General features: G+C 68.5%; 13 protein-coding genes and 1 pseudogene. 5 read left to right on the top strand and 9 right to left on the bottom strand.

Annotated elements, in window-relative coordinates; all coding sequences use genetic code 11:
• Position 1: 1 nt before the first annotated feature.
• Positions 2 to 2236: a heavy metal translocating P-type ATPase gene (locus JOE30_RS03145; protein WP_307806046.1), complete on the bottom strand. Its 2235-nt coding sequence runs from the start codon at positions 2234 to 2236 to the stop codon at positions 2 to 4.
• Positions 2233 to 2442 carry a heavy-metal-associated domain-containing protein gene (locus JOE30_RS03140; RefSeq protein ID WP_204869355.1) on the bottom strand — a complete coding sequence of 70 codons (210 nt, stop codon included), beginning with the start codon at positions 2440 to 2442 and terminating at the stop codon, positions 2233 to 2235. Before JOE30_RS03140 ends, JOE30_RS03145 begins: the two co-directional genes overlap by 4 nt.
• A 148-nt stretch (positions 2443 to 2590) precedes the next feature.
• On the opposite strand from JOE30_RS03140, the gene JOE30_RS03135 reads away from it, so the two are divergent.
• The gene (locus JOE30_RS03135) at positions 2591 to 3514 is read left to right on the top strand and encodes a phosphodiesterase (RefSeq protein WP_204869354.1); all 924 of its coding nucleotides are present in this window, start codon (positions 2591 to 2593) and stop codon (positions 3512 to 3514) included.
• On the opposite strand, the gene JOE30_RS03130 is transcribed toward JOE30_RS03135, so the two are convergent.
• Positions 3498 to 4931 carry a stealth family protein gene (locus tag JOE30_RS03130; protein WP_371831737.1) on the bottom strand — a complete coding sequence of 478 codons (1434 nt, stop codon included), beginning with the start codon at positions 4929 to 4931 and terminating at the stop codon, positions 3498 to 3500. The genes JOE30_RS03135 and JOE30_RS03130 overlap by 17 nt on opposite strands.
• A 286-nt stretch (positions 4932 to 5217) precedes the next feature.
• Positions 5218 to 5916 (bottom strand): FadR/GntR family transcriptional regulator, encoded by a 699-nt coding sequence (locus JOE30_RS03125; RefSeq protein ID WP_204869352.1) that lies wholly within the window; start codon positions 5914 to 5916, stop codon positions 5218 to 5220.
• A 188-nt stretch (positions 5917 to 6104) separates the two neighbouring features.
• Here JOE30_RS03125 and JOE30_RS03120 point away from each other — a divergent pair.
• Positions 6105 to 7092 (top strand): annotated as a pseudogene (locus JOE30_RS03120) (malate dehydrogenase).
• Here the strand turns inward: JOE30_RS03120 and JOE30_RS03115 are convergent.
• On the bottom strand, positions 7064 to 7639 hold the full coding sequence (locus JOE30_RS03115; RefSeq protein WP_204869351.1) for a hypothetical protein: 576 nt from the start codon (positions 7637 to 7639) through the stop codon (positions 7064 to 7066). The pseudogene JOE30_RS03120 and the gene JOE30_RS03115 overlap by 29 nt on opposite strands.
• 63 nt (positions 7640 to 7702) lie before the next feature.
• Between JOE30_RS03115 and JOE30_RS03110 the strand changes: the two genes are divergently transcribed.
• Positions 7703 to 8302, top strand: coding sequence for a TetR/AcrR family transcriptional regulator (locus JOE30_RS03110; RefSeq protein ID WP_204869350.1), 600 nt, complete (start codon positions 7703 to 7705; stop codon positions 8300 to 8302).
• A gap of 11 nt (positions 8303 to 8313) precedes the next feature.
• On the top strand, positions 8314 to 8694 hold the full coding sequence (locus JOE30_RS03105) for a YchJ family metal-binding protein (RefSeq protein ID WP_204869349.1): 381 nt from the start codon (positions 8314 to 8316) through the stop codon (positions 8692 to 8694).
• Here the strand turns inward: JOE30_RS03105 and JOE30_RS03100 are convergent.
• The 3 genes from JOE30_RS03100 to JOE30_RS03090 are packed head-to-tail and all read right to left on the bottom strand — an operon-like array spanning position 8676 to position 11597.
• A complete protein-coding gene (locus JOE30_RS03100) occupies positions 8676 to 9602 on the bottom strand; it encodes an alpha/beta fold hydrolase (RefSeq protein ID WP_204869348.1) in 927 nt (308 codons plus the stop codon). The two genes, JOE30_RS03105 and JOE30_RS03100, sit on opposite strands and share 19 nt — an antisense overlap.
• 40 nt (positions 9603 to 9642) lie before the next feature.
• Entirely contained in the window at positions 9643 to 10719 is a 1077-nt protein-coding gene (locus JOE30_RS03095; protein ID WP_204869347.1) for a PDR/VanB family oxidoreductase, read from the bottom strand.
• On the bottom strand, positions 10716 to 11597 hold the full coding sequence (locus JOE30_RS03090; RefSeq protein WP_204869346.1) for a metal-dependent hydrolase: 882 nt from the start codon (positions 11595 to 11597) through the stop codon (positions 10716 to 10718). Before JOE30_RS03090 ends, JOE30_RS03095 begins: the two co-directional genes overlap by 4 nt.
• 216 nt (positions 11598 to 11813) lie before the next feature.
• Between JOE30_RS03090 and JOE30_RS03085 the strand changes: the two genes are divergently transcribed.
• Complete coding sequence (locus tag JOE30_RS03085) at positions 11814 to 12410, top strand: hypothetical protein (protein WP_204869345.1); 597 nt, start codon at positions 11814 to 11816, stop codon at positions 12408 to 12410.
• Positions 12411 to 12433: 23 nt separating this feature from the next.
• Here JOE30_RS03085 and JOE30_RS03080 read toward each other — a convergent pair whose 3' ends face one another.
• The gene (locus JOE30_RS03080; RefSeq protein ID WP_204869344.1) at positions 12434 to 13309 is read right to left on the bottom strand and encodes an alpha/beta fold hydrolase; all 876 of its coding nucleotides are present in this window, start codon (positions 13307 to 13309) and stop codon (positions 12434 to 12436) included.
• Positions 13310 to 13321: the final 12 nt, after the last annotated feature.

Here is a 13321-nt window from a genome sequence, read left to right as displayed (position 1 = left end):
GTCACACCACCGAGGATCGGAAGGACCGGAGCCGCAGGCTGTTGGTGACGACGAAGACCGACGACAGTGCCATCGCGGCGCCGGCCAGCATGGGGTCGAGCAGGCCGGCGGCCGCGAGCGGGATCGCCGCGACGTTGTAGGCGAAGGCCCAGAAGAGATTGACCTTGATGGTGCGCAGGGTAGCGCGCGAGAGGCGCACCGCGTCGACCGCGACGCGCAGATCTCCCCGCACCAGCGTGAGGTCGCCGGCCTCGATCGCGACGTCGGTGCCCGTGCCCATCGAGAGTCCGAGGTCCGACGTCGCCAGTGCCGCAGCATCGTTGACGCCGTCGCCGACCATGGCGACGACTTTGCCCGACGCTTGCAGCTCGCGGATCGCGTCCACCTTCTGCTCCGGGAGCACACCGGCGATGACGGTGTCGATACCGACCGAGGCGGCCACCGTGCGGGCTGCCGACTCGTTGTCGCCGGTGAGCATGATCGGGTCGAGACCCAGTTCGCGGAGCTCCGAGACCGCCTGTGCGGACGTCTCCTTCACGGTGTCGGAGACCGCGATGACGGCGCGGGCCTCGTCGTCCCACCCGACGACCACCGCGGTGGCCCCGGTGGCCTCGGCGTCCTCGAAGGCCGTCTGCAGAGCACTGGGCAGCGCACCGCCCACCAGACCGGGACGTCCGACGACCACGCGGTGGCCGTCGACCGTCGCGGTGACACCGCGCCCCGCCGTGGTGGTGAAGTCGGTGGCGGCGACGGGCTCTCCGTGCGCGGACCGGTATGCGTCGACGATCGCGCGGGCGACCGGGTGCTCGGAACCGGACTCCGCGGCCGCGGCGAATCGCAGCGCGTCGTCCGGGGCGTCGCCCGCGACGGACTGCACGCTCATGACTCCGCTGGTGATGGTGCCGGTCTTGTCCAGCACGATCGTGTTCACGCGGCGGGTGCGTTCGAGCACCTCGGGTCCCTTGATGAGGACGCCGAGTTGGGCGCCGCGTCCGGTGCCCACCATCAGCGCGGTGGGAGTGGCCAGGCCCAGTGCGCACGGGCACGCGATGATGAGAACCGCGACGGACGCTGTGAACGCGGCGGACCAGCTGCCGCTGACGAGTACCCAGCCCAGCAGGGTGGCCAGGGCGAGACCGATGACGACGGGGACGAAGACGCCCGAGACGCGGTCGGCCAGGCGCTGCGCCTCGGCCTTGCCGTTCTGCGCGTCCTCCACGATGCGGGCCATGCGCGCGAGTTGCGTGTCCGCGCCCACGCGGTCGGCGACGACTGTGAGCGCGCCGCCCACGTTGACGGTTCCGCCCGTGACCGTGTCGCCCGGACCGACCTCCACGGGGATGGACTCGCCGGAGATCATCGACGCGTCGACGGCGGACGTGCCGCTCTCGACGGTGCCGTCTGCGGCGATCTTCTCGCCCGGTCTGACGACGATGTGGTCTCCGACCACGAGCTCGTCGGCGGGCACGCTGACCTCGCTGCCGTCACGCACCACGGTCGCGTTCCTGGAGCCGACCTCGAGCAACGCCCGCAGGGCGGCGCCGGCGCTGCGCTTGGACCGCGCTTCCAGATACCGACCCGCGAGCAGGAACGTCGTGACGCCGGCCGCCGCCTCGAGATAGATGTTCGCGCTGCCGTCGCCACGCGAGACGGTGAACTCGAAGGCGTGGTGCATGCCGGGCATGCCCGCACGCCCGAAGAACAGCGCGTACAGCGACCAGCCGAAGGCGGCCAGCGTGCCCACCGACACGAGAGTGTCCATGGTGGTCGCACCGTGCCGCGCGGTGGTGAAGGCGGCGCGGTGGAACGGCAGCCCGCCCCACACGACGACGGGCGCGGCGAGGGTGAGCGAGAGCCACTGCCAGTTGTCGAACTGCAGCGGCGGGATCATCGCCATGGCGATGACGGGAACGGACAGCAGCGTCGACACGAGCAGGCGTGTGCGCAGCGGATCGGGCTCGGCTGTGGCGGCATCGGACTCGGCTGCGGGAGGGCCGGCCGGTCGGTGGGGTTCGTGCACGGTCGCGCTGTAGCCGGCTTTCTCGACGGTGCCGATGAGATCCCCGGTCTCGACGGTCGCGTCCGCAGCGATGCTCGCCTTCTCGGTGGCGTAGTTGACCGTCGCGGTCACACCGTCGAGGCGGTTGAGCTTCTTCTCGATGCGGTTGGCGCACGACGCACAGGTCATGCCGCCGATGTCGAGCTGGATGTTCGCGGCCTTCTCCCCGGTTGTCACGGCTGTGCCAGCTCGTACCCGGCCTCGTCCACCGCGGCTGCGAGGGCAGAGTCGTCGACGGGTGTGTCGGACTCGACATCGACGCGTCCGGACTCGAGATCGACGCGCACCGAGGTGACTCCCTGCAGGGCGCTCACCTCCTCCGTCACTGCTGCGACGCAGTGCTGGCAGGTCATTCCGACGACGGTGACAGTCTTCGTGGTCATGAGAACTACCATACCCCCCTACGGTATGCAGTCAACCCCGTGTCGCCCGGCGTTCGGCGGCTCGACACCTCCTGTGGTTAGGGTGGACGAGCCCGGTACACACAGGGTGACCGAGCTCCGATCCGGGAGCACTGGGAAGCGAGAACTCATGGAGCCAGTCGAGCAGACCTGGCGCACCGCCGAGCATCCACGGCCGGACCATTTCCTCCTGCACATCAGTGACACGCACCTGGTCGGCGCGGGCGAGTTGTACGACGCGGTCGACAGCGAGGCGCGGCTGCGGCAGATCTTCGCGGAGCTCGAGGCCACGGGTGCCCGGCCGGAGGCTCTGGTCTTCACGGGTGATCTCGCGGACAAGGGCGAGCCCGACGCGTACGACTCGTTGCGCGCGCTGGTCGATCCGGTCGCCGCCGCCCTGGGGTCCGAGGTGATCTGGGCGATGGGCAACCACGACGACCGGGCAGCATTCCGTCGCGGCCTGCTCGACGAACGCGGATCGACCGAGCCCGTGGACAGGGTCTACGACATCGGCGGGCTGCGCGTCATCACGTTGGACTCGACCGTCCCCGGCCACCACTACGGCCAGATATCTCCGGACCAGTTGCGCTGGCTCGCAGCAGAACTGGCGATGCCGGCGCCCGACGGCACCGTGCTCGCGCTGCACCATCCGCCGGTTCCCTGCGTGCAGGATCTCGCGGTGTTGGTGGAACTCCGTGACCAGGACTCGCTCGCTGAGGTGCTCGCGGGCAGCGACGTGCGGGCGATCCTCGCGGGCCACCTGCACTACTCCACGTCCGCCACCTTCGCCGGAATCCCGGTGTCGGTGGCGTCGGCCACCTGTTACACCCAGGACCTCAACGTCCCGGTGGGTGCGCAACGCGGGCGAGACGGGGCGCAGGCCTACAACCTGGTGCATCTGTATCAGGACACGGTGGTCCACTCGGTGGTGCCCATCGGCACAGGCGACACCGTCGGCACCTACGTGTCGGCCGACGAGGCCGCCCAGCGCCTGCACGACGCCGGCGTCGTCATCGCCGACGCTCCTCAGAAGGCGATCAGTCGGCTGGTGTGACGGCCTGTTCCCAGGGCGCCGGCACCGGGAAGTAGGTGCTCAGGAACGTCGTGACCGCCGCTGCTCGCTCGTCGGCGTCGATCTCCGGGAAGCTGCCGTCGTTGAGGCAGAAGAAGTCCATCGACCGCTTCGCGAGCAGGCGGTCCATGTCCCGCAGTCCACTGCGCATCGTCGTGTCGACGTACTTGACCGAGGCCTGCGTCTGCACCACGGCACGGCCGGTGAGCAGTGCGTAGTAGTGGTAGAGCGAGTTGGTCACCGAGATGTTGGAGCTGGCGCGGAACCGGCTGGCGGCCGTGGCCGCGAACTCGTCGGGGAACTCCTTCTCGAGCTCGAACATCACACTGCGCCGGAGCGGCACGGGAGCGTGCTCGAGGTGGCGCGTGGTGATGCGACCGAACCGGTCGTGGAGCAGGCGTCGGTTGACCCGTGCGGCGTTCTCGAATCCGCTGCGCTGCTCGTCGTTGGCGCCCAGTCCGATTCGGGTGCCTGCCTCGACGAACATGCTGATGCCGCCGGGTGAGAAGAACATCTGCGGACCGACGGGGCGGCCGAAGAACATGTCGTCGTTCGAGTACAGGAAGTGCTCGGCGAGACCGTCGATGTGGTGGAGCTGGCATTCCACGGCCTGCGAGTTGTAGGTGGGCAGCACGGAGGTGTCGGTGAAGAACTCCTCGCTGCGCACGAACGTGACGTCGGGATGGTCGTCGAGCCACCCCGGCTTCGGTGAGTCGGTGACGACGAAGATGCGCCGGATCCACGGCGCGTACAGGTGTACCGAGCGCAGGGCGTACTTGAGTTCGTCGATCTGGCGGAAACGGGCCTCGTGGTCGTCACCCTCGCCCACGACCACCTCACGCAGCATCGCCGCGCGTTCCGCCTGCCATTCCGCGTCGGTGCCGTCGACCCAGGAGAAGATCAGGTCGATGTCGAAGTCGATGTCCGACGCGTGGTCGGCGAACATGTTCTCGATGGTCGGCCAGTGTCGGCCGAAGCGCTCGACCGTGCCACGAACCGCCTCGTCCTGGCGGATGGTGCGTCGGGTCAGCGAGTTCTCGACGGGAAGGACGATGGTGTCGTCCGAGAACTCCCACAGTTCGATCTGGATGCCCTTGCCGGATCCGTAGAAGAGCCCGCTCGGGCGGTGCGCACGCGGGCGGAACAACCGGAAGATCCGCGCCTGTGTGGCCGACGCCAGGAGTCCGTCCGCGATGAGCAACGCCGGGGACCCCTTGACGTCCATCGGCTTGGAGTAGAACGGCTCGTCCGCGCAGGCCGCGACCAGCGCATCGCGCAACGTCGGCCTGTCGTGCCTGTCGATGGCGATGACGGGGCGCTCGTCGTTGCCGCGGACGAGCAGGTACTCGATCGCGGTCGCGTCCAGCACGTCGCGAACGAACAGCAGGTCCTCCACCATCGCCTCGTGCGGCGTCGTGGTTGTGATGGACAGTGCGAACTTGTCCTTGACCCACACGATGTCGGAGCGCTCGGTCAACCGGTGTCGGGACGCGGTGGACGCGACGCGCGCCCGCTCGATCTCGTCGCTGTCGGGCGGGACGAGGTAGACATCGGGCGTCTCGACGTTCTGCAGGGCTGGCGGCTGTGTGATGGTGGACCTTCCCGACGTGCTGGTGGGCGAACCTGTACGGCGCTGTGACCTGCTCATTCTAAGTGATGCCGAGGGTGTGTCCGGACCACGGGAGTCATCGGCCGCGGAGCTGGCCGAGTGCGTCCTGCACGTGCGTCAGGTGCCGACTCATCGCCTCGGACGCTGCCTCGCCGGACCCGGAGTCGATGGCGTCGACGATGCTCTCGTGCTCGACGTTGGACCGGTGCCGACGGTCGGGCAGCAGGTTCACCATCTCGGACTGTTGCGACAGGGCCTCGCGGATCTCGGTGATGACGGCGGCGAAGACGTCGTTGCCGCTCGCGGTCGCGATGAGCAGATGGAACTCCGCGTCGAGACGGACCCACTCCTTGGGATCGTTCTCGGCGACCATCCGATTCAACAGGCTGCGGATCGCGTCCATCTGCTCCGGCGTCCGCCGTTCGGCAGCGAGCGCCGCGGCAGGAATCTCGATGTGCGGGCGGGCCTCGCGCAGCGATTCGACGGAATGGTTGCCGAAGACTCTGTCGGTCTCGACGGTCTTCGCCAGGACGAAGGTGCCCTTGCCGGTGTGCGTCTCGGTGAGTCCCAGAGCCGTGGTCGAGCGCAGTGCCTCACGGACCACCGACCGGCTCACACCGAAGCGCGTCGCGAGAGCTGCCTCGGAGGGGAGCCTGGTCCCGACCTCCAGTTCGCCGCTCTCGATCGCCGAACGCAGCTCGCGCAGGACGGCCTCGGCCGCCCCCACGCGCGTCACCGTGGCCTGTTTGCTGGCCCAACTGTCCGACAGGGTCATGGCGTCACTGTGAACGAGGAATGGTGGTCAGGCAAATCGGATGTGCACAGGACGATATTCAGGGTTCTAGTCTCAGTGCTAGACAGCCAGAGAGAGCCCGATGGAACGGTGATCGGGTGCAGTCCGACACACATCCGTGCACTCGGTCGACTGCCGGATCTACGGTCGAGGGGAACGAAGGAGTTCACATGGCCCACAGCATCGTCACCGTCACAGGCGCGGCCGGCAGCATCGGCTACGCGGCACTGTTCCGCATCGCATCGGGTGCGATGCTCGGTCCGGACACGTCCGTCACGCTGCGGCTTCTCGAGATCCCGCCGGCACTGCGCGCAGCCGAGGGCACGGCCATGGAACTGCACGACAGTGCGTTCCCCCTGCTGCGATCGGTGGAGATCCACGACGATCCGGTCGACGCCTTCGACGGCACGAACGGCGCTGCTGATCGGCGCTCGTCCTCGTACCGCGGGGATGGAGCGCGCCGACCTGCTCGAGGCCAACGGGTCGATCTTCGGGCCGCAGGGCGCCGCTCTCGAGGCGGGCGCCGCGTCCGACATCCGGGTGGTCGTCGTGGGCAATCCCGCCAACACCAACGCGGCCATCGCCGCAGCGCACGCACCCAGCATCCCCGCAGATCGGTTCACCGCGCTGACCCGGCTCGATCACAACCGCGCCGTCGCGCAGCTGTCCGCGCGTGCGGACGTCCCGGTGGGTGAGATCTCGCGGGTCAGCATCTGGGGCAACCATTCCGCCACGCAGTACCCGGACATCTTCCATGCGCGAGTCGGTGACCGGTCGGGCGCCGAGTTCGCCGCGGACACGGCCTGGCTCGAGGACGTCTTCGTGCCGACGGTGGCGCGCCGAGGTACCGCGATCATCGAGGCGCGCGGTGCGTCGTCCGCTGCCTCCGCAGCGAACGCCACCATCGATCATGTGCGTGACTGGGTCCTGGGCACTCCCGCCGACGACTGGACGTCCGTCGCGCTGCCGTCGACGGGCGCGTACGGCGTGCCCGAGGGACTGGTGTCCTCGTTCCCCGTGCGGTCCTCCGGCGGTGCCTGGCAGATCGTGGAGGGTCTCGAGATCGGCGAGTTCTCTCGGCGCCGTATCGACGCATCCGTCGCGGAACTGCAGGCCGAGCGCGAGGCCGTCACGAGACTCGGGATGCTGCCGAGCTGAGCTCGCGTTTCTCGTCACGACGTCGAGGCTGTCGTGGCCACACCGTGTAGGTGATCGCGGCGACGACGTCGACAGCGAGCACGACGAGGGGCGCGGGCATGAAGGCCGTCAGCGCCTCGGTTCGCTCGGGAGACCCGACCAGCGCGACGAGGCCGGCGAGCAGCCCGACGGTGACGGCCACGGCGATCAGGGTCCTGACCACGTCTGCCCAGCAGGCTCGCGCGTAAGCGGCGCCGTGGAGACGAACCGGCGCCGGTCCGCCGCGGAAGTGGTGGGCGACTCGCACGTCTGCCCAGCGAATCATGCGGTGTCCGTAGGCGATCGAGAAGCCGATGTAGGCAGCGGCCAGCGCGTGATGCCATGTGGCGGTACTGCCCGATCGCAGGTCGATGACGGTTGCGCAGAGCAGGACGAGATCGACGACCGGGGCACAGGCGAGAACCACGGCACCCGCACGCGGGCGCCGTGCGCCGTACCGGAGCGTGAGTCCGGCGGCGATGGCCACCCAGAATCCGATCTCGCACGCGACGATGACTGGCAGAACCATGAGCGCTCCTTGTTAGTACGATTGTGTTCACAACAAAGTAGCACGACTGTGTACATTCAGGGTGTGCCGAAACTGATCGACCACGACCAGCGGCGCCGCGACGTCGCCGACGCCGCCTGGCGCATCATCGGTCGAGACGGCCTGCTCGATCTGTCGGTGCGCAACGTGGCCGAGGAGGCCGGGCTGGCGACGGCCTCCCTCCGTCGCTCCTTTCCCACTCAGGACGACCTGCGAGCGTTCTGTCTCGAACACGCAGCCGAACGCGTCGTCGAACGCCTGGAGCGCATCGACCCGCAGCTGTCACCCCGCGAGTACTGCGAGGCGAGCCTGCGAGAGTTGTTGCCGCTCACCGACGAGAGTCGCCTCGAGATGGAGGTGCAGATGTCGCTGGGCGCTCTCGCCTTCACGAACGCCGCGATGCGCGTCGCCTACGACCGGGCGCACCAGTACCTGGCCGCAGGGTGCGGGCGACTGGTGAACCTACTCGCCGAGAACGACACCGACTACGCGGCACTGTCGGACCGGGTACCCGACGCGGCGCGTCGACTGCATGCATTCCTGGACGGACTCGCGCTGCACCTGGTCCACGCGCCACACGACGAGAACCGCGCGTGGGCGGAGGCGGAGCTGGCGGCACATCTCGACTCGCTGCGCGCACCGTAGGCTCCACATCCATGCCCGCCACCTGCCCGTGCGGCACTCCCCTCCCGATGTCCGAGTGCTGTGGACCGTTGCTCGAGGGACGGATCGGTGCGCCGACGGCAGAGCGTCTGATGCGCTCGCGCTACACCGCCTTCACCGTGCTCGACGCCCAGTATCTGCTGCGCACATGGCATCCCGATACCCGACCGTCGACGCTCGACCTCGACGACCGCCGCCGGTGGGCCGGCCTCGAGATCCTGGGCACCACCGGAGGTGGCCTGCTGCACACCACGGGCACGGTCGAGTTCGTAGCTCACTTCCGTGACGCGGGTGCCCGGCACTCGGGTTCGCAGCGGGAGAACAGCACGTTCTCCCGCGTCGACGGAGCCTGGGTCTACGTCGACGCGGTCTGACGCCGCGACTCGATGCCGTCGACGAACTCGGACGTGATGCGCGCGATGTCCCACGGATGCGACAGCGGCGACCAGTGTCCTGCATCGAGATCGGTACGCGACAGGTCGGCCACCCAGCGCGGGGTGTCCTCGTAGTGGAACGGGCGCACGGCTGCGTCACGGGTGTTGACGATCAGATGCACGGGCACGGTGACGTAGCGACGCCGTGGAGAGGTGAAGCGCGGCAGCAGATTCGCTCGATAGATGCGCAGGCCGTTCCATGCGTCGTCGAGAAGTGTCGGTGACTCCTCCACCATCGCTGCGGGAACGTCGGAGAACTCACCGATGAACTGTGTCCAGCCCTTGCGCTTCATGCGGTACATCCGCAACCGCGCCAACGGCGGCACGTGGAAGGTGACCGTGTACCAGGACGCTCGCGTCTGGGCGAACACCTGTGCCAGGTTGCGCGGTGTGGGCCTGCGGAGCCGTGATCGAGCCCAGAGCGCGAGATGGTCCAGGTTGGGGCCGGACACCGACGTGTAGGACGAGATGCGGAGCGGGGCATCGGCTTCGGCGACGAGCTCCCAGGCCTCCACCGCGCCCCAGTCGTGACCGAGCACGTGGACGGGGGTGTCGGGACTGACCGCGTCGATCACCGCTCGCAGATCGGAGGCCATCGCGTCGAGCCGGTACCCGCGGGTCTGTGCGGGGACCGTGGAGTCACCGGCGCCGCGCGAGTCGTACGTGACGACGCGGTAGCGGTCGGCGAGCGGTCCGACGACGTGGTTCCAGAGTGTGTGATTGTCCGGCCACCCGTGCACCAGCACGAGAGTGGGGCCGTCGGACACGCCGGCGGTGTACACGGCGAGCTCGACGTCTCCGTTCCGCACGGTGGAGCGCTCGGACTCGAACGGGCGGGTGACGGTCATGGACGCTCCGGAATCGGTGGACGCGGGGTGTGGCGGGGCATCAGACGTCGAGCGTGAGGTGGTCGGAGTCTGCCCGAGACACGCACGGCAGCATGTGGTGCTGCTGCTCGGTGGGACTCAGTCGAGTCTCGCGGTGCTCGGGCGTCCCCGCGAGAACACGCACCTTGCAGGTGCCGCAGAACCCTTGGCGGCAGGAGTACGCGACGGTCGGGTCCTCGTCCACGATGACGGACAGTGCGGACCTGTCGGCCGGAACTGTCAGCGTACGACCGCTTCTCGCGAGTGTGACGGTGAACGGCCGGCCCCCCACCACGGGTGGGGCCCCGAAACGTTCGAAGTGCAGGGCCGTCGCGCCGCATCCCGCGAACGATGTGCGCACGGTGTTCAGCATCGGCGTCGGTCCGCAGCAGTACACCGCGCCGCCGCGGGCGGCAAAACCCAGAAGGTCCGTGGCAGTGGGCAGTCCGTCGTCGACGTCGGTGCGGACGACGACGCGCGGTGAATTCCAGCTCTCGATCTCGTCGAGGAAGGGCATGCTCTCGCGGGAGCGTCCGCAGTAGACGAAGGTCCAGTCCAGGCCAAGGTCGCGAGCGGCGCGGACCATCGGAAGGATCGGGGTGATGCCGATGCCGCCGGCGACGAAGTGCACCGAGCTTTCCCGAGCGAACAGGAAGGCGTTGCGGGGGCCGCGCACCGTCACTGTGTCGCCGGCGCGCAGGGCGTGCATCCGCTCCGAGACGGTGCCGATGCGGCGCACGGCGATGCGGTACCGCGTCGTGTCGGCAGGGTCGCCGCACAGCGAGTACTGCCGTCGGAGCGGTCCCGACGTCGTGTCGCCCTCCAGGTGCACGTCGATGTGGCAGCCCGGCTGCCAGGCCGGAAGGGACGATCCGCCCGCGTCGACGAGATCGATCTGCGCGACGTCGCCGTCGCTGGTGACCGGCGTCACACTCGCGACCGTCAGTGTGGCCGCGGTGTCCGGCGGACGGAGGGCCACTCGAGGGTCGTAGGGGACACGCGACATCGCACCGAGGTAGTTACCGACGACCAGGCCGATCAGGCCGAGGGCCCGGTCGCCACGCGGTCGTCCGCGGAGGTCGCGTGGTGCGTCGATCATCGCGACGCTGCCCGTGCCGCGGGCGAGGAGGCCAGATAGGCGACGGCCTGCGCCGTCGATCCCTCCTGGCTGGGGTGATAGCTGCGACGGAAGTAGCGCGAGAGCCGCAGGCCGAGATCGATCGGCCCGGGAACGGTGCCCTTCTTCGCCGCGCGGCGCCAGGCGAGCGGCGTGGGACGGCGCCGGGACGCCGGTCCGTCGGCGAGAAGCGGATCGTTCTGCATGAGGAAGCGGGTTCCGCGGATCCACAGGTAGACCAACAGCGGTGCCGCGAGAGCCTGGGTGCGAAGGCGGCGGACCTCGCGGCGATCGAAGTAGCGCATCGTCTCGTAGGCGACCGAGCGGTGCTCGACCTCCTCGGACCCGTGCCATCGCAGCAGGTCGAGCATGGTCGGATGGACGTCGGCGCGGTCCAGACCCTCGGCGTTCAGCACCCAGTCGCCGAGAAACGCGGTGATGTGCTCGATCGCCGCGATGATCGCCAGGCGCTCGACGAGGTAGTTCTTCTCACGGCTACTGGTGATGGGTCGGGGCCCGATGACCTTGCCGAAGACCCAGTTCATCTGGTCGGTGAACGGCGTCGGATCCAGTCCGCTGCGCTGCAGGTGCTCGAGGACACCGGAATGAGCCGACGAGTGCATGGCCTCCTGGCCGATGAACCCGATGACGTCCTCGCGGAGCTTCTCGTCCTCGATGAACGGGAGTGCCTGGCGGAACGTCTCGACGAACCACTCCTCTCCGGCGGGGAGCAGCAGGTGCAGCACGTTGAGCGCGTGTGTGGAGAACGGCTCACCCGGGATCCAGTGCATCGGCAGGTCGTCCCAGTCGAAGTGCACGTCGCGCGCCTGCAACACGAGATTGTCGGCATCGGCGGTCATGTCGGGTCCTTCCGGTGTGGCTTCGTTCACACAAATCTTAGTATGACAACTGGTAACAGTAAAGCACCTCGGGTAAGCGAGAACACATGTGACGTGACGCGAACGACCTTGCCGGGGTCACACGCTGCGCGGAACCTGGACAGAAGGTCGAACACGCAGGGCACCCGACGCCGTCACGGCGCACCGGGGTCCGTGACGCAGGCAGGACACGAGACGATGGCGGACAATTCCCAGAGGGCGGAGCGCGGAACCGACGACACTCGGCGGCCCCTGGCGCGCACGCCGCGCAATCCGCTCGTTCGAGGCGTCGACCGCGCGGAGGCTCGACTGCACCGTCTTCTCGTGACGGTGTTCCTGCTCGCCGTCCCGTTCGTCGCCGTGATGGGCGTCAGCCTCTACCACGATCAGCAGGCTGCGGCGGCCGACGCCGTGACGTCGTCCTCGTCCGTGCTCGCCACGACCACCGCGGACGCCGTGGCGTCGGTGTCGTCGGACGAGTTCGCGGCAATCACTCCCACCGTGTCGGCTCCCGCGACCTGGTCATCCGACGGCGTGAAGCATGTCGGGTCGGTTCCTGTTGCGGCGCAGAGCCCGTCGGGTACCGAGGTGACCATCACCGTCGACGCGGACGGTCGTCGCATCGCACCCCCGCCCACCGGGGTCGACGTCGTGGTGGTCAGCATCTTCGGCGCTGCAGCACTTCTCGCGCTCGTGGCGATCCTGCTCGTCATCGTGCACAGCGTCTTCGCGCGTGTCTACGACCGTCGCCGGGATCGGGAGTGGGACGACGCGATCGCGCGATTCCTCTCCTGAGGGGCGCGTGGAGAAGGTAGTCGCTACCTGACCAGAGCGTCGCGAATCGCGACGCCGAGTTCTGCTCTCGGTGACTCGGGGAACGTGTGATGCGTGGCGCCGCCGAGGATTCGGGCAGTGATCGACGGCCACTTCTTCTGGATGCGATCTCGCACCGCAGCACTGTCGTGTATTCGGCTCGACCCGGCGAGAATGACCGTGGTGGTCGCCTCGAGCGAGTGCAGCGCCGCGGAACGGGGCCGTCTCGGAACGATGGGCCGACGCCGAGGGTGGTGAGCTGTTCCGAGTTCGGACAGTCGGGACAGGTCGGCGTCGAGAACTGCGCCGCCTGTCTCCCACGCCGTGAAGCGTCTCTGTCGATCTTCCGACGGTCGCAGCAGGAGCGGTAACGCATGTGCCAGGTAGGCGGCGCGCATGCCGGCGAAGCACGAATTCGGATCGAGCAGGACGAGGCGGTCGACGTCGGCCGGCCGACGGAGAGCGAACGCCAGAGCGATCATCGCGCCGTACGAGTGTGCGAGAACCGACGGTCGCCGCAGCGCCGACCCGGCGAACACGTCGTCCAACCACACCATGAGGTCGTCGACGTTCCTCGCGGGTTCACCCGCCGGGACCGACCGACCCACGTCGCCGAGAATGTCCACCGCGAACACTCGGTGGTGACGACTCAGCTCGGTCACCTGGCCGGTCCAGGCCATGGAGGTCGCCCCGGATCCGGGGAGCAGTACGACAGGGCGACCGTCGCTGGGACCCGCGGCGGTGACATGGGTGTCCCCGAACCGTGTCGGCACCATCGTGGTGGTCGTTCCCGCCGGCCATGTCCCGAGTACACGGTCGTAGGCCGCAGTGAACTCGCGCCCCTCGGGCGATCGACGGAACGTCTGCATCGGGTCGGTCATACGGCACCTCGT

Source organism: Rhodococcus sp. PvP016, assembly GCF_017832185.1.
GTDB lineage: Bacteria > Actinomycetota > Actinomycetes > Mycobacteriales > Mycobacteriaceae > Rhodococcoides.
Note: the sequence above shows the minus strand (reverse complement) of the source record. Positions and strands in the feature narration are given on the sequence as shown.